Below are 19216 nucleotides of genomic sequence, written 5' to 3'. Positions count from 1 at the left end.
CATCCTGCGAAGTCCGCCGCAGTGGCGCGACGTTGACACAGAGCGAGCGGGGCGGCATGAGCCACGACGCGGTGTCACCATAATCGTGAAAGTTTTTGTTGACAATAGTGTTGACATCAAGCAATCTCCTGACAGCATTCCCGGAACAGCCCGGAGGAGACATGCCCAACCGCCATGTCGTCGTCAGGAACATCGACCGACCGGCCCCGGACGTCGTCGCCCGGCTCGCCGAGGCCGGGGCGTCCACCGTCCACGAGGCCATCGGCCGCCGCGGCTTCGCAGGGAGCGACCTGCGGCCGAACCAGCAGAACGTGCGGATGGCGGGCCCGGCGGTGACGGTCAGCTCGCACCCCGGGGACAACCTGATGATCCACGCGGCCGTCGAGGTGTGCCGCCCCGGGGACGTCCTCGTGGTGACCACCACCTCCCCGTCCACGGACGGGATGTTCGGCGAACTGCTGGCGACGTCCCTCGCCGCCCGCGGTGTCATCGGCCTGGTCACGGCGGCCGGCGTGCGCGACACCGCGGAACTGCGGGAGATGGGCTTCCACGTCTGGTCCCGGGCCGTGTCCGCGCAGGGCACGGTGAAGGCGTCCCCGGGCTCGGTCAACGTGCCCGTGACGCTCGGCGGGGTGTCCGTGCGGCCCGGGGACATCGTCGTCGCCGACGACGACGGCGTGGTCGTCGTACCTCGCGCGGAGGCGGAGGAGGCGGCCGAGCTGGCGGAGAAGCGGATCGCGAAGGAAGCCGCCAACCGGGAGGTGCTGCGCTCCGGGACCCTGGGCGTGGACCACTACGGACTGCGCGCCCGGCTCGCCGATCTCGGCGTCATCTATCAGGACTGAAGCTCGCCGATCCCCGGCCGTGCCACGGGGGAGCGGCACCTCCCGGCGGTGGGCGCCGGCCGCGAAGCGGGCGCACGACCGCGCGGCACGAGCCGGTCTCTCTCCCTCATGGACCCACGGTGGATGGTGACTACGCACAATGAGCACTCCCGGTACTCCCGTCGGATTCGACGTCACCGGTGCGATCCGGGACGAGCTGCTGCGTGGCAGGTACGCGCCGCGGCAGCGCCTGATCGAGACGGATCTCTGCGAACAGTTCGGCGTCGGCCGTGCCGGCGTGCGGGCGGCGTTCCAGCAACTGGCGGCGGAAGGGCTGGTGGAGATCCAGCGCAACCGCGGCGCCCGCGTCCGGGAGATCGCCTTCGCCGAGGCCGTCCAGATCACGGAGGCCCGCATGGTGCTGGAAGGGCTGTTGGCCGCCCGCGCGGCGGAGCGGATCAGCCCGGCGGGGAGCGAGATGCTGCGCCGGATCGGCGAGGACATGGCGAAAGCGGTGGCCGACGGCGAACTGGCGGCGTACAGCGACCTCAACGCCCGTCTGCACCGCTGCGTACGTGACATCGCCGGTCACGAGACCGCCAACCGGCTCATCGAGCAACTGAGGGCCCAGGTGGTCCGGCACCGGTTCATGCTCTCGCAGGTGCCCGGCCGAGCCCGTGCGTCGCTGCCCGAGCACCAGCGGATCATCGAGGCGATCGTCGCCGGCGACCCGGAGGAGGCCGAGACCGCCATGCGGGACCATGTCGCCAGCGTGGTCGAGGCGCTGAAGGCCCTGGAGACGAGCAGGAGCGCGGAGGGCTGAGAGGCCCCGAATGCCGGGCGGCAACCACGGATCGAGCCACGGTCGGCCCGGCCGCGAGGCCGTGAGGCCGCGAACCCGCGCGCCCGCCGGTGGACGACGGGCGCACGGTCGGCAGAACGATCGACAGCCCGGTCGGGGCGACGGCCGGAGAACACGGCGGGTGGGCGTGGACCGCCACCAGGCCACCTGACGACGACGGTCCCGCGCTCCACGGCCGGCTGCGGGAACTGCTGGAAGAACGAGGTGAGTGGGTCGGCCCTGAGGCTGGCCGTCGTCGTGGTCCCCGTCAGCCTCCCGCCGGACCGGCGTTCTGAGCCGTCCTCCTGGCCCAGGCGATCTCTAGCTTGCCCGTCGGCGTACGGGGCAGGACGTCCGTCAGCACGACGGACCGCGGGACCTTGTAACCGGCGAGGCTGCGCCGGACCCACTCGCGCAGCTCCTCGCCGGTGGTCGTGGCGGCCGGTCCGACCGCGACGACAGCCGCCACCCGCTCTCCCCATGTCTCGTCGGGGACACCCACGACGACGCAGTCCTTCACCTCGGGGTGCGTCAGCAGCACGTCCTCCACCTCCTGTGGATGCACCTTCTCCCCGCCGGTGTTGATCACGCCCGAGCCGCGCCCGAGGAACCTGATCGCGCCGTCGGCTTCGATCTGCGCGAGATCGCCGGGGACGGAATACCGGACTCCGTCGATGGTGCGGAACGTCCGGGCGCTCTTCCCGGTGTCCTTGTAGTAGCCGAGCGGCATCGGCCCGCAGTAGGCGAGGACGCCGGTCTCACCGCTGCCGGGCTCGACGAAACGGTCACCCTCACCGATCACCCTGGTCGCGGGCACCGGATGGAACCGGGCCGGCAGCTCCCGTACCGACGAGGTGACCGCCAGCGCGAAGGGACCGCCCTCACTGGAGGCGATGGCGTCGACGACCGTGACGCCGGCGCGTTCGTGCAGCGCCTTCTTCAGCCGGTCGTCGAGCGCGGTGCCGGAGCTGAGGACCGTGCGCAGGGTACGCAGGTCGTACGGTGTGCCCGCGCCTTCGGCGCGCACCAGTTCGTCGACGAGCGGCCGGCAGACGGCGTTGCCCGCGACGAGCAGTGTGTCGACCTCGCGCTCGGCGAGCGTCCGCCAGACGTGGACCGGATCCAGTCCGCCCTGTCGTGCCATGACCGCCCGGCCGCCCACCAGCAGGGTGCCCATGGTGTTGAACAGACCGGTGGCGTGCATCAGCGGGACGACCGGCATGGTGGTCGGCGCTCTGCCTTCACGGCGGGCGGCGACCGCGATCGACGCCGCCTCCTCGAGCGTCTTCGGTAGCTCGGTGACGCCGGCCTGCCGAAGGATCGGGATGGAGTGGAGCAGGTCGCCGAGCTGCCACATCACACCCTTCGGCTTGCCCGTGGTGCCGCCGGTGTACATGAAGAGCCGGTCCGATCCGGGCCGGGGCCGGGCCGCGCGGGGTGCGTGCCTCGCGAGCAGCTCCTCCAGCTCGGGCACCGCGGGCCCGGCCGGGCCCGCGGTGGGCGGATCCCCGGCCCTCACGAGCAGCTTCAACGTCCTCACGTGTCCGGCGGCATGCGCGACCCGGTCCGCCAGGGCGCCACTGAACACGAGCGCCGCCGCGTCCGCGTCCGCGAGCAGCTCGGACAACTCCTCGCCGGTGTAGCGGTAGTTGGCGTTCGCCGGCACGGCGCCGAGCTTGAACGCCGCGAAGACCGTCTCCAGGTACGCGGAACCGTTGTACAGGTAGCAGGCCACCGTGTCGCCGGCCCGCACCCCGGCGTCCTCCAGCGCGGCGGCCAGCCGTGCCGCGCGATCGTCGAACTCCCGGTAGGTCAGCTCGCGACCGGGCTCGGTGATGGCGACGGCATCGGGCAGGGCGCGGGAGACCGCCTCCCAGATCGTGCCGATGGACACGTCCATTCCTCAGACCTCCTTGTCCTCGGGGCTCGGACACCATGGCGGCGCGGGCTCGGACCGGCCATGCGGCCGAGCCCGTCCCGCGGGCCTCGCCGGATCCCATCCGGGGGAGACCGGGATCCGGCGAGGTGGAAGCTCAGGCTAGGCGGGTGCCGCCGGAGGGGGAACGCGAGCAATGACTGAAGCCGCTCGGCGCTTCGACAGGCGATGAACAGGTCAAATGACGTAGCACCGCCGTCGGCGCACCGGGCTACGATGCTGCCGTCGGCCCTACCCCGAACCCCGACCTCCACCCAGATCCCTCCGCCGGACCCTTCCGCCAGTCCATGCGCCCCGGCTCCGTGGAATCCGTTGTACGCGGCTGATGAGGAGACAGGCCATGTCCGCTGCACTGCTCGTCGAATGGGGCGAGGTCGCCACCGCGACGGTGGACGGCCTCGCCGTGGTGGACTGCGCCGGCCGCTTCGTCCAGCTGAACCCCGCGGCGGTCGCGCTGTGCGACGCGCGCCGGGAGGCCGATCTCGTCGGTGCCCCCGCTCCGTTCGCTCTCACCACGGAGCCCACGACCTGCCCGGGGCTGCTGGAGGACCAGCCGGACGAGCAGGTGGCCCACTGGGTGACCGGTTCCGGGGCGCGCCGCGAGTTCGCCTACCGGGCCCGCAACCTGCCGGCCGACCCGAGCCTGAAGGTCGTGTCCTTCCGTGACGTGACCGACGAGGGGCACCGCTACCGCAGGGTCGCGGCCATCGCCCGGACCTCCGTCGCCCTGGCCTCCGAGGGATCACTGGGCTCGACCCTCGACGCCGTCGCCCGGCAGATCGTGCAGACCGACGGACTGGCCGGGGTGCAGATTCTGATCCTGGACAGCACGGGCCGGGAACTGCGGCTGATGGGCTCCGCCGGGCTACGGCGCTCGGACGCGTTCCTCGACCGTCTGCTGGAGTGCCGCGACCGTGGCGCCCGACTGGTCATGCTCGACACCCTGAAGGCACGCGAACCGATCGTCGTCCCCCACCGATGGGCGGAGATCCGCTCGGACCCGGCCTGGGAACCGCTGCACGACTATCTCGGTGAACTGGCCTGGGACTCCTTCGTCAGCGTGCCGCTGATGGTGCGCGGCCGCGCCGAAGGTGTGCTGAACGCGTACTTCGCGCCGGGCCAGGAGGTCGGCACACGCACGCTGGAGTTCCTCGCCGCCATGACCGAACAGGCCGCCCTCGCCGTCGACTACGCGACACTGCTGCAGCGTGAACGCGACGGAGCCCGGCAGGACGAACGCCAGCGCCTGGCCCGGGATCTGCACGACTCGATCGTCCAGCAGGTGTTCTCGATCGGCATGCAGGCCAACGCCGTGGGCGTACTCGGGACGCGCGGCGTACCGGTGCCCGCCGAGGCCGTCCGGCGCTTCGCGGACGAGATCGGAACGCTCTCGCGGACCGTGCTCGCCGACCTCAGGGCGATGGTGCACGAACTGCGTCCGTCCTCCACCGCCGACCTCGGTCTTGAGGAGACGGTGCGCACGCTCGTCAGGAGCACCGAGAACCGGACCGGTCTTGACTTCCGGCTCCGGTTCGGGCGGGGGCTGGACTCGATCGACCCCGAACTCGCCGAAGACGCCTACCGGATCATCGCGGAGGCCATCCACAACGTGGTCAAACACGCGGAGGCCACCCTCGCCACCGTCCGCCTCGGCGTCCACGGCCACACCCTGACCGCGGGAGTCTCGGACAACGGCCGCGGACTGCGTGACCCGAGCGGGCGGCCGGTTCCTCCGCAGGGCGACCGTGGCGTCGGCGCGCGGGGAGCCGCGGAGGGCTACGGACTGACGACGATGCGGGAAAGGGCGGAACGATGGGGCGGCACCATGAGGATCAGCTCGCGCGCGCAGAGGGGTACGGTCGTGCGCGTGGTCATACCCCTGCCCGTACAGGTGCCGGACCCGTCCCCCGAGGACCCGGACAACTCCGCGAACTCCCCACTGACGGTGCGGCTCTGAGCAGCGGGGAGCGCCGGCCCACCCGGGTGCTGATCGTGGACGACCACGCCGTCGTACGCCGTGGCATCCGCGCCTACCTGGAAGTCCTGGGCGACATGGAGGTCGCCGCGGAGGCGGCCGACGGGCAGGAGGCGCTCGCCCGGCTGGACGCGATGGCGGCCCACGGCGAGCTGCCGGACGTGGTGCTGATCGACCTGCTCATGCCCAGGATGGACGGCCCCACCGCGATCGGGCTGATCAGGGAACACCACCCCGGGGTACGGGTCGTGGTGCTCACCAGCTTCGGCGAGATGGAGCGCGTCCACGCCGCCCTCGCCCAGGGGGCCGCGGGGTACCTGCTCAAGGACGCGGAGGCCGGCGAGGTGGTCTCCGCGATCCGCGCGGCGGCACGCGGAGAGGTCTTCCTCGACCCCGCGGTCGCCCGAGGGCTCACCCAGGAGATCGTGGCGCCGCCGACCGGGCTCGGTGCGCTCACCACCCGCGAGCGTGATGTCCTCGTCCTCGTCGCCGAGGGACGGTCCAACCAGCAGATCGCCGACGAACTGGTGATCAGCGAGCGCACGGCCCGCACGCATGTGAGCAACGTGCTGCGCAAGCTGCGCCTCACGTCACGGACCCAGGCGGCGCTGTTCGCCGTACGGCAGGGACTGGTACAGCCGCGCGGCTGAGCGACGCCTTCGACCGCGACACATGTCCCGGTCCCGGCAGGACACAGGACGGCCGCCGAAACAGTCATCGGGCAGATCCTTCGAGGACCGGAGCGTACCTACGCTCGGGAGAACACCTACGACTCCCTGCTCAGGAGGACAACATGCTCGACGGCCGAGTCGCCATCGTCACGGGTGCGGGCCGTGGCCTGGGGCGGGCCTACGCCCGTGCGCTGGCGGCAGCGGGTGCCGCTGTCGTCGTGAACGACCTGGACGCCGAGGTGGCCGCGGAAACCGTCGACGCGATCACCGCGGCGGGAGGCGCCGCCGTCGCCCATGTCGGCGCGGTCGGCGGCTCCGAGTTCGCCGACGCCCTGGTCGAGCGTGCCGTCGCCGAGTTCGGCCGCCTCGACGTGATGATCACCAACGCCGGCGCGCTGCGGGACAGGACCCTGCGCAACGTGACCGACGAGGACTTCGACCTCGTCGTCACCAGCCATCTGAGGGGCACGTTCACCTGCGGTCGCGCGGCGGCGGCACGCTTCCGTGAGCAGGGTGACGGCGGTCGGCTCATCCTCGTGGGCTCACCCGCGGGCCAGCGCGCGAGCTTCGGCCAGACCGCCTATTCGGCCGCCAAGGGCGCGATCGTCGCGATGACCCGTACCTGGGCTGCCGAGCTCGGGAAGATCGACGTCACCGTCAACGCCGTCGTACCGACCGCCCTGACCCGCATGGTCGCGACCATGCCGCGCCTGGGTGACCTGGTGGCGAAGGTGGACGCGGGCGAGGCGGTTCCCGAGGGAGCCCGCCGCCAGGGGCTGGGCTCGCCGGACGATGTCGCCCCGGTGATCGTGTACCTGGCCTCGAAGGAGTCGGGCCATGTCACCGGGCAGGCCATCGCCGCCGGAGGCGACCGGATCGCCCTGTGGACGCACCCCGGCGAGGTGTCCGAGCAGCTCCGCCCCGGCGGCTGGACGGCCGAGTCGGTGAGCGGACTGTTCGCCGGCGCGTACACGGAACAGTTGCAGGACTTCAGGCCCACGCCCCTCGACCTCGAAGCCATCGGCGGCGTATGACCCGTGCGCCACGCGAAGCACCACCTCGAACTCCCGGATGCTCGCGCCACGGCCGGACCGTGGCCGGGCTGACGGCCTGATCGGATCCCTCCGGGGCGCGGCCGGCCGCCTCGGCCGCGCCTCCATACAACCGCCAGGAGAGCCGCATGTCCCAAGAGGTCGGTACCAGATCAGAGAAACCACAGACCACCGCGGTGCGGACCGGGCTGCTCATCGACGGCAAGACCGTCGAGACCGACGGACACACCGCCGTACACGATCCCGCCGCCCCGGACCGGATCGTCGGGTACGCCGCCGCGGCGACCCGGGAGCAGGCCCGCGCGGCGGTCGCCGCCGCCGACGCCGCCTTCCCCGGCTGGGCCGCCACGCCCGCCCGGCGGCGGGCGGAGATCATGGAGGCGGCGCTCGGCCTGCTCGACGACAGCGCGGCCGAGCGGGCGGCCCTGATGACCCGCGAGAACGGCAAGATCTCCTTCGAGAGCCAGGTGGAGATGGGGGTCTTCGTCGCGCGCACGCGGGCGGCGCTCGACCTGGTCGACACCCTGGACAGGGTGCGGCACCTCGACGGGCCGCCGCTGAACTCAACGGTCCACCGGCTGCCCATGGGCGTGGTCACCGTCATCGTGCCGTTCAACTGGCCGATCGCGATCCTCGGAGCGAGCCTGCCCTACGCGCTGCTCGCCGGGAACACCGCAGTGGTCAAACCCCCGCCCACCGCGCCGCTGGCGATGGTGCGCACCCTGGAACTGTTCGCCGCGGGACTCCCGGCCGGCGTGCTCAACGTCGTGACCGGAAGCAACGAGGCGGTGGAGCCGCTGCTCACCGATCCGAGGGTACGGAAAATCGTGTTCACCGGCAGTACCGCCGCCGGCCGGCACATCATGGCCGCCGCCGCGCAGAGCCTCGCCTCGGTCACCCTGGAACTCGGCGGCAACGACCCCGCGATCGTCCTGGACGACGCCACACTGGACGAGGAACACATCGGCCGCCTCACGCACGGCGCCTTCCTGACGAGTGGCCAGGTGTGCATGGCGGTCAAACGGGTGTACGTCCACCGGTCGCGCTACGACGAACTCGTCGACAAGCTCACCTCCGCCCTCGACGCCCACCGCGTGGGCCCGGGCTCCGACCCCGCCTCCACCCTGGGCCCACTCAACAGCGCGGGCCAGCGCGAGAAGGTGGTCGCCATGCTGGCCGAGGCGGCGGACGCCGGGGCCGAGATCCGCGAACGGGGCACGCTGGAGGCGGGAGTCGCGGCCTCGGGTGGCCACTTCCTGCGACCGGCGCTCGTCCTCGACCCCGACCCCGGCCTGCGGATCGTCACCGAGGAGCAGTTCGGCCCGGCGTTGCCGATCCTGCCGTTCGACGACCTCGATCCCGTGGTGGAGCACCTCAACAACGACTGGTCGGGGCTGTGTTCCTCGGTGTGGAGCGCCGACCCCGCCCGCGCTTTTGTCCTGGCGGAGCGGCTCCGCACCGGCACCACGTGGATCAACCACGCCAACGCCGTCGTGTGCGACGACCGGGCCCCGTTCGGCGGCTTCCGGCAGAGCGGCATCGGCCGCGAGATGGGCCCGGACGGACTGCTCACCTTCACCGAGGCGCACACCGTCACCGTGCCGGGCGGCTGAGCACTACTTCCTGTCCGCCTCCCGGCCGTGCCCCGGACCGCCTCGGTGGCCGGGGCACGGCCGGGTGGTGACCAACCGGCGGTCGACTGTCGGACGACCGGCACCGAGACGGCGCCACATGGTCGGACGCCGGGTGGACCGTGAAGAGGTTGCGGCCGACGAGCGCCCGCCCCGCCGCCGCGTAGGGGCGTCGTACACAGGCGGACCTGTCTGGCGCCCCGGTGCCAGGGGCGACGCCCATCAGCGGACCGCCGCCCGCGGCATCGTCGACGAAGCCGAACGGTCCCGTCGGCAGCGCTGGATGCGAGCGGCTCACCGGGACGGGCGTCGACGACGCATGCCCCGACCCCCGAAAGACTGCCGCTCCCGAGACCGCAGCTCCCGAAAGACCGCCACTCCTGAATGACCGACCGCTGAAGGCCGAATGTCGGGCCCGCCCTACGTCATCCGTCTCCACTTCCTCCGCTGCGTCTTCTTCCTCTTTCTCCGGCGGCCGGTGCGCGGCCATCATCCGAAAACCTGCCGGGCGCAGTGGCGCGACCGGCATCGGCACGGTGACGGCCGCGGGTCGCACCGAGGAGGCGAGCGGATCATGAGTGTCCAGCGGCCGCACATCGAACCGGGCGGGCTGTTCATCGCCGGAGCGTGGCGGGAGGCGGAGTCCGGGGGGCGGCGTGACGTCGTGGACCCGTCCACCGGCCGGGTCGTCACCACGGTCGCGGAGGCCGACGAGACCGATCTCGACGCCGCGGTGGCCGCCGCCCGCGAGGCGTTCGACGAGGGACCGTGGTCCCGGACCCCGGCCCGCGAGCGCGCCCGTGTGCTCAACCGGGCGGCCGCCCTGATCCGTGAGCGGGGCGACGAGATCGCCGCCGTCGAAAGCCTGGATGTCGGCAAACCGGTCACGCTGTGCAGGGCGGTGGACGTGGAGACGGCGGCCGAGACCTATGAGTACTACGCCGCGCTGGCACAGAGCCTGGACGGGTCCACCCGGCAGATCCCGATCCCCGCCCATGCCTACACCGAGCGGGATCCCGTCGGCGTGTGCGGGCTGATCACCCCGTTCAACTTCCCGCTGATCCTGAGTTCCTCCAAGCTCGCCCCGGCACTCGCGGCCGGGAACACCGTGGTGCACAAGCCGGCCGAGGACACGCCGCTCAGCGCGCTGCTGATGGCTGACATCCTCACCGATGCCGGGGTGCCCGCCGGTGTGGTGAACGTGGTCACCGGGGAAGGCGCCACGGGCGGGGCCCTGGTACGCCATCCATCCGTCGACAAGATCGCCTTCACCGGCTCCACCGGAATCGGCCGTGTCGTGGCCGCCGCGGCGGGTGAACGGCTCAAGCCCGTGACCATGGAACTGGGCGGCAACGCCCCGCACATCCTCTTCGAGGACGCAGACATGGAGAAGGCGGTCGGCGCGGTCATCAAGGGATTCGTCTACAACACCGGGCAGTTCTGCATGGGCGCCCCCAGGCTGCTCGTCCACAGCTCCCTGCACGACACGGTCGTCGGCATCCTCACGCAGGCCGTGCCCGGGGTACCCGTCGGCGACCCCTTCGACCCGGTCACCGTGGTCGGCCCGATGGCCGGTGAACGGCACCTGGAGAACGTCGAGAGATACGTGGAACTCGCCAGAAAGGACGGCGGCCAGGTCGTCATCGGCGGTGAACGACTGGAACTCGGCGGCGGCTACTACTACAAGCCCACGGTCATCACCGGCCTGGACAACGACGCCCGAACCGTGCAGGAGGAGGTCTTCGGCCCAGTTCTGACCGTCCAGCCCTTCGACACGGAGGACGAGGCCGTCGCACTGGCGAACAGCACGGCCTACGGGCTGGCCGCCGGTCTGCACACGTCCGACCTGGCCCGCGCCCACCGTGTCGCCGCACGTCTGCAGGCCGGCATCGTCTGGGTCAACGACTGGGCCATGCTCGACCCGTCCATGCCCTTCGGCGGCGTCAAGCAGTCAGGCTACGGACGGGAATCCGGCCCGGAGGCACTCCTGGAGTACACGAAGACCAAATCGGTTGTCATATCCCTGGCGTGAGCCACAGAACCGTTGAGAGAACCGTGCGGTCCCTGCCTCGTGCGAGGCAGGGACCGCACGTCGTCGGCCCGCAACGCCAAGGCGGTCAGGCGCCCTCTTGAAGCCTTCGGCAGGTGCCTCACGCTCTCGGGCGGGGGCACGAGCAACGGCACCCGGCTCGTGATCGAGAGCTGTAACGGCACCACCAGCCCACAGGGGCACCTGCCGTCCTGACGCTCCGACCGCGGCTGTGCGGCACTCCGACCAGGTGCCGTACAGCCCCGGGCGCGCTCCAGTGAGCCGTACAGCGGCACCATTCGTGACATCCGTCCCTCTATGTGTTCACCCCTGAAGTCGCCGTTGGCGTCCGAGCTTCTCCACCCGCGGTACCGGGATCGCGATCGTGGGGGCGTCGTGAGTCGGCGAGAACGACGGGTCCGTGTAACGGACGGCAGCGTGCACCAGGAGATTTCGGTACCCACCAAGGAGACCCATTTCGCCAGGTGAGAAGGGTGCCGCTGATCCGCTGTGCACGTTGACTCCGCGAGCGCAGCAGTTTCGGGCCTCGACAGCCGGCCAGGAAAGTAGGGGGCAACGGGTCCTACCTGGAGGACATGGCCCCGCGCTCGTTCTCCCCAGATTCTCCCGCGGCCCGTTCTGGGCCGGCCGACACACGTGAACACCGAGGTCAGATATGGAATTTACGACTCGCCCCACCCTGCAAGGCACCTTCGGCATGGTGTCCTCCACGCACTGGCTGGCCTCGCAGTCGGCGATGGCGGTCCTGGAGGACGGCGGCAACGCCTTCGACGCGGCCGTGGCGGCGGGCTTCGTCCTGCACGTCGTCGAACCGCACCTCAACGGCCCGGCGGGCGAGGTGCCGATCCTCCTCGCCCCGGCCGGCGGCGAGGTCCGGGTGCTGTGCGGACAGGGCGTGGCGCCCGCCGGGGCGTCCGCCGCGCACTACCGGGGGCTGGGTCTGGAACTCGTCCCCGGCACGGGCCCCCTGGCCGCCGCCGTACCGGGCGCGTTCGACGCGTGGATGCTCCTCCTGCGCGATCACGGCACCAAGGACCTGGCCGACGTCCTCAAGTACGCCATCGGGTACGCCGAGGACGGGCACGCGCCCGTGGAGAACGTGGGGGCGACCGTCGAGTCCGTGCGGGACCTCTTCGAGAAGGAGTGGCTCTCGTCGGCGGAGGTGTACCTGCCGGACGGGCGGGCGCCCCGGCCCGGCGAGCTGCTGCGCAACCCGGCCCTGGCCGCGACCTGGCGGCGGCTGCTCGCCGAGGTCGAGGGGGCCGGGGGCCGGGAGGCCCGGATCGAGGCGGCGCGCGCGGTGTGGCGCTCCGGCTTCGTCGCCGAGGCCCTCGTCCGGCAGGCGGGCCGGCCCACCCTGGACACCAGCGGCGAACGGCACACCGGCACACTCACCCTGGCCGACCTCGCCGCCTGGTCCGCGACCTACGAGGCACCGGCGACGTACGACTGGAACGGCTGGACCCTGTGCAAGGCGGGCCCCTGGAGCCAGGGCCCGGTCCTCCTCCAGCAACTGGCCCTGCTGCCCGCCGAGTTGCCCCCGTACGGGTCCGCCGAGTACGTGCACCTCCTCGTCGAGGGCTGCAAGCTCGCCATGGCGGACCGGGAGGCCTGGTACGGGGACGCGGCGCCCGTGCCGCTCGCCGAGCTGCTGTCCGAGGAGTACAACGCCGGGCGGCGGGCGCTCGTCGGCGACACCGCCTCCCACGAGCTGCTGCCGGGCGCGCCGGGCGGCCGGACCCCACGGCTGAGCGCGCACGCGCGCGTGGTGGTCGCCGACGAACCGGGCTTCGACGCGCTGGGGGTCGGCGAGCCCACGGTCGCGAAGAGGCCGGGAGGGTCCGGCGAACCCACCGTGGCGAAGAGCCCCCGGTCGCCGGTGCCGGGGGAGCCGGAGGTCGCGGCGGACGGCGCCACCCGGGGCGACACCTGCCACCTCGACGTCGTCGACCGCTGGGGGAACATGGTCGCCGCCACGCCCAGCGGCGGCTGGCTGCAGTCCAACCCGGTGGTGCCCGAGCTGGGCTTCCCGCTCGGCACCCGGCTGCAGATGGCCTGGCTGGACGAGGGCCTGCCCAACACGCTCACCCCGGGCCGCCGTCCGCGCACCACGCTCACCCCGTCGCTCGCGCTGCGCGACGGGGTGCCCGTCATGGCCTTCGGCACGCCCGGCGGCGATCAGCAGGACCAGTGGCAGCTGCACTTCTTCCTCGCCGTCGCCCTCCGCCCGCGGGTGCGCGGCGGGCTCGACCTCCAGGGCGCGATCGACGCCCCCAACTGGCACAACGACAGCTTCCCCGGCTCCTTCTACCCGCGCGGCATGCGCCCGGGAAGCGTCACCGTCGAGTCCCGGACGCCGCCGCGGGTCGTCGAGGAACTGCGCCGGCGCGGCCATGACGTCGTCGTCGGCGAGGACTGGTCCGAGGGCCGGCTGTGCGCGGTCGCGCGCGACCCGCGGACGGGGGTGCTGTCGGCGGCGGCGAATCCGCGCGGCATGCAGGGTTACGCGGTCGGGCGCTGAGCGGGGCCAGGTGCTGAGCGCGGCCGGGGCCCCGGCACCTGGAGTTCACGGCGATTCCCTCCCGAATACACCGAACGGGTGGGGATTGTCAGTGCCGCGTGCTGTCATGGAGGCATGATCGAAGACAACGAAACCATCGACGAGTTTCTCGCCCGGCACGTCTCGGACGTCGAGGAAGCGATCCGCAAGGCCGCCGCCACCGAGATCATGCCGCGCTTCCGGCAGCTCGCCGCGCACGAGGTCGACCAGAAGAGCGGCCCGCACGACCTGGTGACCGACGCCGACCGCAAGGCCGAGCTGTATCTCACCGAGGCGCTCCCCGCGCTGCTGCCCGGGTCGGTCGTGGTCGGCGAGGAGGCGGTGCACGCCGACCCCGCGTCGTACGAGGCGCTCCAGGGCGAGGCGCCGGTCTGGATCGTCGACCCGGTGGACGGCACCCGGCAGTTCGTGCGCGGCGAGCCCGGCTTCTGCACCCTCGTCGCCCTCGCCCGAGGCGGCGTCCTGCTCGCCTCCTGGACGTACGCGCCCGCCCTGGACCGGCTCGCCGTGGCGGTCCGCGGCCGGGGGGCCACGCTCGACGGCGAGCCCCTGCGCGCCGGGTCGCCCGATCCGGGCCGCGACCTCGACATAGCGACCTCCCACCCGGACTACACCACCGAGGAGCAGAAGCGGGCCCTGCTCGGCCTCTGGACCGACGGGGTGTCCCCGCGCGCCTGCGGCTCGGCGGGCCTCGAGTATCTCGCCATCGCCAGGGGCCACTTGGACGCGGTCGCCTTCAGCTGGGAAGCGGCCTGGGACCACGCGGCCGGCCTCCTGCTGGTCGAGGAGGCCGGCGGCGCCCACCTGACCCTGTCCGGCGAGCCGTTCCGCATCACCGGCGGCAACACCCTGCCGTTCACCGCGGCCCGGGACGCGGCCACGGCCCGCCGGGTGGCGGGACTGCTGGCGGGCGGCGCCTGAGGAACACGCGGCCCTGGGCGAGTGGCGCCCGCGCGTGCTCGGGGTGAGCGGCGCCCGCGCGAGCGGCACTCACGTGCGCTCAGGGCGGGCGGCGCCCGCGTGTGTTCACCTCGCGCCGCAGCCGCGCGCGCTCAGGGCGGGTGACACCTGCGCGCTCAGGGCGGGTGACACACCTCCGCGGGGCGGGCGGGCCGCGCCCGCACGGTCCGGGGCGGGCGTCGGCGCGGGCGACCCGTGAGCGGTGTCGTCGGTGCCTCGGCATATCCTGAGCGCAGGTTTTGCCGACGGCGGAAGCCCGGGGGCGAGGCCTGGTGGTCATCGGCCGACGACGAAGGGGTCCGGACGTGCCGTCGATGCTCGACGCGGTGGTGGTGGGGGCGGGGCCGAACGGCCTGACGGCCGCCGTGGAGCTGGCCCGCCGCGGATTCTCCGTGGCCGTGTTCGAGGCGAAGGACACCGTGGGAGGGGGCGCCCGCACCGCGGAGCTGACCCTGCCCGGCTTCCACCACGACCCCTGCTCGGCCGCCCACCCGCTCGGCGTCAACTCGCCCGCGTTCAAGGCGATGCCGCTCCACCGCTACGGCCTGGAGTGGCTGCACGCCGACCTCCCGATGGCGCACCCCTTCCTCGACGGCTCGGCGGCGGTGCTGTCGCGCTCGGTGGGGGAGACGGCCGCCTCGTTCGGGCCGCGTGACGCGGGCGCGTACCGCAGGCTGGTCGAGCCCTTCCTGCCCCGGTGGGACACGCTCGTCCGGGACTTCATGTCGCTGCCGCTGTCCGCGCTGCCCCGGGACCCGGTCACCCTGGCCCGCTTCGGCCTCGTCGGCCTGCCGCCCTCGACGTGGCTGATGCGCCGCTTCAAGGACGAGCGGGCCCAGGCGCTCTTCGCCGGACTCGTCGCCCATGTCATCGCCCCGCTGGGGGGCCTGGCCACCGGCGCCGTCGGCCTGGTCTTCGCCCTGGCCGCGCACGCCGCCGGCTGGCCGGTCGCCCGGGGCGGCTCGCAGGCCATCTCCGACGCGCTCGCCGCCTATCTGAAGGACCTCGGCGGCACCGTCCACACCGACTACGAGGTCAAGCGCCTCGACGACCTGCCGCCCGCCCGCGCCTACGTCTTCGACACCTCACCCACCGCACTTGCCCGGATCGCCGGCTTCGGCGGCCACTACGACGCCTACCGCTACGGCGCGAGCGTCTTCAAGCTCGACTACGCGCTGGACGGCCCCGTGCCGTGGACCGCCGAGGAGGCGCGCCGCGCCGGCACCGTCCAGGTCGGCGCGAGCAGGGCCGAGATCGGCGCGGCGCTCGACGCGGCCTCCCGGCGGGGCCGCGCGCCGGACCCGCCCTTCCTCATCACGGTGCAGCCCAGCCTGGTCGACCCCGCCCGGGCCCCCGAGGGCAAGCACGTCTTCTGGGCGTACGGCCACGTCCCGAACGGCTGGACGGGCGACCTGACGGACGCCGTCGAGCGTCAACTGGAGCGCTTCGCCCCGGGGTTCCGCGACCGCGTGCTCGCCCGCGCCACCGCGGGCCCGCCCGAACTGGCCGCGCACAACGCGAACTACGTGGGCGGCGACATCGCCTGTGGCGCCGCCTCCGGCCTCCAACTGCTGCTCCGCCCGGGGCTCTCGCTCCGCCCGTACGACACCCCGCACCCGGCCGTGTTCATCTGCTCCTCGGCCACCCCGCCGGGCCCCGGCGTCCACGGCATGTCCGGCCACAACGCGGCCAAGGCGGTGTGGCGGCGCCTCCGGCAGGAGCGCTGAGTCACCGCAGCACCGAGTGACATTCGGACAACATCACGAACAGACAAAGGTCTTCACCCTTTCTCCACGTGAATGTTCAAGTCGCATGGGTAAGTTGCCGCCATGAAAGATCGGAGAGCGGTTCCGGGCTCCGGCCCGCGGCCTGCCACGGGCCTCGCCGACCTCGCCCAACTCGTCCGCGCCCCGGCCGCGTTGAGCGTCCCCGGCGATGTGCTCGCGGGAGCCGCCGCCGCGGGCCACCCGCTGGGCGTGCGGACGGTCGGTGTGATGGGATCGTCCGTCTGCCTCTACTGGGCCGGCATGGCCCTCAACGACTACGCCGACGCCACGATCGACGCGGTCGAGCGCCCCGAGCGTCCCGTCCCGTCGGGCCGGGTCCCGCGCCGCACCGCCCTCGCCGTCGCCGCCACCCTGACCGCCGGCGGCCTCGCGCTCGCCGCCGCCTCGGGGGGCCGCCGCAGCCTCATGGGAGCGCTTCCTCTCGCCGCCGCCGTCTGGGCGTACGACCTGAAGCTCAAGTCCACCCCCGCCGGACCGGCCGCCATGGCCTCCGCGCGCGCCCTCGACGTCCTCGCGGGCGCGCTGGCCGCCGGACGCGGCGCGGACCGTACGGCCGGGACCGGCACCGCCCTGCTGCGCGGCGCCGTCCCCGCCGCACTGGTCGGCGCCCACACCTACACCCTCACCGCCCTCAGCCGCCACGAGATCTCGGGCGCCCCGCCCCGGCTGCCGGCCGCGACCCTCGCCGCCTCCACGACCACCGCCCTCGCCACGGCACTCCCGGCCGTCCGCACCGCCGTCGCCTGGCGTGCCGGGCGACTTCAGGGCCGCGCCGGCGTCGGCGCCGCCGCCCGGGCCGCCGTGATCGCCGCGGGCGCCCTCGCCTACCTCGGCAGCTACGGAACGGCCCAGGCCCGTGCCGTACGGGAACCGTCGGGCGAGAACGTCCGGCGGGCCGTCGGGGCCGGCATCCTCGGGCTGATGCCCCTCCAGGCGGCGCTGACCGCACGGAGCGGAGCCACGGCAGTGGCGGCGGCCCTCGGCGTCGTGCACCCCCTCGCGCGGCGGCTCGCCCGGCGCATATCCCCCACCTGAACAGCACGACCTCCGCAGGAGAAAGCCGGAATGACCCCGCCCCCCACCCCCCTCAGATTCGGCTACGGCACCAACGGCTTCACCAACCACCGGCTGGGCGACGTCCTCGCGGTCCTCGCCGACCTCGGCTACGACGGCGTCGCCCTCACCCTCGACCACGGCCACCTCGACCCGTACGCGGACGACCTGCCCCGGCGGGTGGCCGCGGTCGCCCGGGACCTGGCCCGGCACGGACTGGACGTCACCGTGGAGACCGGCGCGCCCTACCTCCTCGACCCCTGGGGCAAGCACCACCCGACCCTCATGGCGGACGGGGCCGAGCGCAGGATCGACCTGCTGCGACGGGCCGTACGCATCGCCGCCGACCTCGGCTCGCCCACCGTCCACCTGTGCAGCGGGCCCGCGCCGGACGGGCTGCCGGAACGGGACGCGTGGAAGCGGCTCGCGGCGGGCGTCGAGACCGTCCTGGAGACGGCCGAGGAGTTCGGCGTCTCGCTGGCCTTCGAACCCGAGCCCTACATGTTCGTCGACACCGTGGAGCGCTGCCTCGAACTCGCCGAACTGGCCGGCGGGCACGAGCTGTTCGGGATCACCCTCGACATCGGGCACGCGCACTGCGTGGAGGAGCGGACGGTGCTGGAGTGTGTGCGCCTCGCCGCCCCGCGTCTGCTGAACGTGCAGATCGAGGACATGCGAAGGGGGGTCCATCAGCACCTCGAACTGGGATCCGGCGAGATCGACTTCCCGCCCGTGCTCGCCGCCCTCCAGGACCTCGACCACCGCGGACTGGTCTCCGTGGAGATCCAGGGCGGTTCCCTCGACGCGCCCGAAGTGGCCCGCCGCTCGCTCGACTTCCTGCGCGCGGCGACGACCTGACCCGCCCGCGCCCGACGACCTCACCCCCCGGCCCTCCGTACCCCTCCACCCCCACAGGAGGTTGTCCCGTCATGGTCTCCACCGGAATGCCGCCCTCCGCGACGGCCGAACGCTCCGATCCCCGCACCCTCCTCGCCCGGCACCCGCTGGACCCGGCCGCCCGCGCCTGGCTCGACGAGGCCGTGGCCCGTGTCACCGAGCGCCCCGCCGCCGTCCGCACCCTGTTCCCGGCCGCCCGAAGACGCTGCGGGCGGGCCCGGCTGGACGCGCGCTGGACCGTCGACGAGGCCGCCCGCGCGGTCCTGCTCACCGCGCTGCCGCTGGGCGGACAGCCACTCGCCGACGAACTGACGGGCCTGCACCGCCACGGTGATCCGGCCGAACAACGGGCGGTGCTGCGAACCCTGCCGCTGCTCGCGGCGGACCACGGCGACGCGGCCCCGGAACCCCTCGGCGATCTCGCCCTCCCGCTCGTCCGTGACGCCCTGCGCGGCAACGACAGCAGCCTCGTCGAGGCCGCTCTCGGCCCGTACGGCGCGGCCAGGCTGCCCGACGCTGAGTACCGGCAGGCCGTGCTGAAGTGCGTGTTCCACGAGATCCCGTTGGACCGGATCGATGGTCTCCCTGCCCGCGCCGACGCCGAACTCGCCCGGATGCTGGCCGACTTCGCGCACGAGCGGGTCGCCGCCGGGCGTGACGTACCGGCGGACATCTGGCCCGTCGTCCGCCCCTTCCCCGCCGCCGCCCGGCTCGCCGACGGACTCACCGCCGAGACGCGCGCCGCGGCACCCGAGCGCCGAGAGGCCGCCGAGCGCGCCTTGAGGGCACTCCACCGGGCCACGGCCTCCCCGTAGCCCGATCTTCCCTCCCGGGTCCCGGTCTCCACCCGGCAGTCCGCCTCCCCTGGCCAGGGCGCGCCGCACGGTCCCCGTGTCCGTCCCGTCCCGCCTCCTCCGCACACCGTCACCGCCCCGGCCGCAGTCGGCGCGGCCCACCGCACCACCCGAGGAAAGACCTG

The 19216-nt window shown here is 73.1% G+C and carries 14 protein-coding genes; 13 read left to right on the top strand and 1 reads right to left on the bottom strand.

Features of this window, described 5'->3' with window-relative positions; translation table 11 throughout:
• Positions 1-161: 161 nt before the first annotated feature.
• Together HW837_RS08230 and HW837_RS08225 are read left to right on the top strand one after the other, a co-directional pair.
• Positions 162-845, top strand: a complete 684-nt coding sequence (locus HW837_RS08230) for a 4-carboxy-4-hydroxy-2-oxoadipate aldolase/oxaloacetate decarboxylase (protein ID WP_093790126.1) — start codon at positions 162-164, stop codon at positions 843-845.
• Positions 846-984: 139 nt separating this feature from the next.
• The gene (locus HW837_RS08225) at positions 985-1647 is read left to right on the top strand and encodes a GntR family transcriptional regulator (protein ID WP_193379843.1); all 663 of its coding nucleotides are present in this window, start codon (positions 985-987) and stop codon (positions 1645-1647) included.
• Between the two features lie 286 nt (positions 1648-1933).
• Here the strand turns inward: HW837_RS08225 and HW837_RS08220 are convergent, their stop codons facing one another.
• Positions 1934-3565 (bottom strand): AMP-binding protein, encoded by a 1632-nt coding sequence (locus HW837_RS08220; protein ID WP_193379844.1) that lies wholly within the window; start codon positions 3563-3565, stop codon positions 1934-1936.
• Positions 3566-3941: 376 nt separating this feature from the next.
• Here HW837_RS08220 and HW837_RS08215 point away from each other — a divergent pair, with 376 nt between their 5' ends.
• The 11 genes from HW837_RS08215 to HW837_RS08165 all read left to right on the top strand — a co-directional run bounded on the left by HW837_RS08215 (position 3942) and on the right by HW837_RS08165 (position 19052).
• Positions 3942-5558, top strand: a complete 1617-nt coding sequence (locus HW837_RS08215) for a GAF domain-containing sensor histidine kinase (RefSeq protein ID WP_193379845.1) — start codon at positions 3942-3944, stop codon at positions 5556-5558.
• Between the two features lie 26 nt (positions 5559-5584).
• Complete coding sequence (locus tag HW837_RS08210) at positions 5585-6226, top strand: response regulator (RefSeq protein WP_193379846.1); 642 nt, start codon at positions 5585-5587, stop codon at positions 6224-6226.
• A gap of 143 nt (positions 6227-6369) precedes the next feature.
• Entirely contained in the window at positions 6370-7281 is a 912-nt protein-coding gene (locus tag HW837_RS08205) for an SDR family NAD(P)-dependent oxidoreductase (RefSeq protein WP_193379847.1), read from the top strand.
• A 146-nt stretch (positions 7282-7427) separates the two neighbouring features.
• Positions 7428-8912 carry an aldehyde dehydrogenase family protein gene (locus HW837_RS08200; RefSeq protein ID WP_193379848.1) on the top strand — a complete coding sequence of 495 codons (1485 nt, stop codon included), beginning with the start codon at positions 7428-7430 and terminating at the stop codon, positions 8910-8912.
• A 592-nt stretch (positions 8913-9504) separates the two neighbouring features.
• A complete protein-coding gene (locus HW837_RS08195) occupies positions 9505-10962 on the top strand; it encodes an aldehyde dehydrogenase family protein (protein ID WP_193379849.1) in 1458 nt (485 codons plus the stop codon).
• A gap of 673 nt (positions 10963-11635) precedes the next feature.
• Positions 11636-13501 (top strand): gamma-glutamyltransferase family protein, encoded by a 1866-nt coding sequence (locus HW837_RS08190; RefSeq protein ID WP_193379850.1) that lies wholly within the window; start codon positions 11636-11638, stop codon positions 13499-13501.
• A 114-nt stretch (positions 13502-13615) separates the two neighbouring features.
• Positions 13616-14461, top strand: a complete 846-nt coding sequence (locus HW837_RS08185; RefSeq protein ID WP_045556544.1) for an inositol monophosphatase family protein — start codon at positions 13616-13618, stop codon at positions 14459-14461.
• Positions 14462-14814: 353 nt separating this feature from the next.
• Positions 14815-16227, top strand: a complete 1413-nt coding sequence (locus HW837_RS08180) for a phytoene desaturase family protein (RefSeq protein ID WP_045556887.1) — start codon at positions 14815-14817, stop codon at positions 16225-16227.
• 102 nt (positions 16228-16329) lie between these two features.
• On the top strand, positions 16330-17322 hold the full coding sequence (locus HW837_RS08175; RefSeq protein ID WP_193379851.1) for an SCO3242 family prenyltransferase: 993 nt from the start codon (positions 16330-16332) through the stop codon (positions 17320-17322).
• A gap of 30 nt (positions 17323-17352) precedes the next feature.
• Positions 17353-18198 (top strand): sugar phosphate isomerase/epimerase family protein, encoded by an 846-nt coding sequence (locus HW837_RS08170; RefSeq protein WP_093790117.1) that lies wholly within the window; start codon positions 17353-17355, stop codon positions 18196-18198.
• 71 nt (positions 18199-18269) lie between these two features.
• Positions 18270-19052, top strand: a complete 783-nt coding sequence (locus tag HW837_RS08165) for an EboA domain-containing protein (RefSeq protein ID WP_193379852.1) — start codon at positions 18270-18272, stop codon at positions 19050-19052.
• Positions 19053-19216: the final 164 nt, after the last annotated feature.

The organism is Streptomyces caniscabiei (assembly GCF_014930365.1).
GTDB classification, from domain to species: Bacteria; Actinomycetota; Actinomycetes; order Streptomycetales; family Streptomycetaceae; genus Streptomyces; species Streptomyces caniscabiei.
This window is presented reverse-complemented; position numbering and strand designations above follow the sequence as displayed.

Excerpts from the sequence above, each read along its gene's own strand:
- HW837_RS08230 (WP_093790126.1), top strand. The coding sequence starts at position 162 with ATGCCCAACCGCCATGTCGTCGTCAGGAACATCGACCGACCGGCCCCG.
- HW837_RS08225 (WP_193379843.1), top strand. The coding sequence starts at position 985 with ATGAGCACTCCCGGTACTCCCGTCGGATTCGACGTCACCGGTGCGATC.
- HW837_RS08220 (WP_193379844.1), bottom strand. The coding sequence starts at position 3,565 with ATGGACGTGTCCATCGGCACGATCTGGGAGGCGGTCTCCCGCGCCCTG.
- HW837_RS08215 (WP_193379845.1), top strand. The coding sequence starts at position 3,942 with ATGTCCGCTGCACTGCTCGTCGAATGGGGCGAGGTCGCCACCGCGACG.
- HW837_RS08205 (WP_193379847.1), top strand. The coding sequence starts at position 6,370 with ATGCTCGACGGCCGAGTCGCCATCGTCACGGGTGCGGGCCGTGGCCTG.
- HW837_RS08200 (WP_193379848.1), top strand. The coding sequence starts at position 7,428 with ATGTCCCAAGAGGTCGGTACCAGATCAGAGAAACCACAGACCACCGCG.
- HW837_RS08195 (WP_193379849.1), top strand. The coding sequence starts at position 9,505 with ATGAGTGTCCAGCGGCCGCACATCGAACCGGGCGGGCTGTTCATCGCC.
- HW837_RS08190 (WP_193379850.1), top strand. The coding sequence starts at position 11,636 with ATGGAATTTACGACTCGCCCCACCCTGCAAGGCACCTTCGGCATGGTG.
- HW837_RS08185 (WP_045556544.1), top strand. The coding sequence starts at position 13,616 with ATGATCGAAGACAACGAAACCATCGACGAGTTTCTCGCCCGGCACGTC.
- HW837_RS08180 (WP_045556887.1), top strand. The coding sequence starts at position 14,815 with ATGCTCGACGCGGTGGTGGTGGGGGCGGGGCCGAACGGCCTGACGGCC.
- HW837_RS08175 (WP_193379851.1), top strand. The coding sequence starts at position 16,330 with ATGAAAGATCGGAGAGCGGTTCCGGGCTCCGGCCCGCGGCCTGCCACG.
- HW837_RS08170 (WP_093790117.1), top strand. The coding sequence starts at position 17,353 with ATGACCCCGCCCCCCACCCCCCTCAGATTCGGCTACGGCACCAACGGC.
- HW837_RS08165 (WP_193379852.1), top strand. The coding sequence starts at position 18,270 with ATGGTCTCCACCGGAATGCCGCCCTCCGCGACGGCCGAACGCTCCGAT.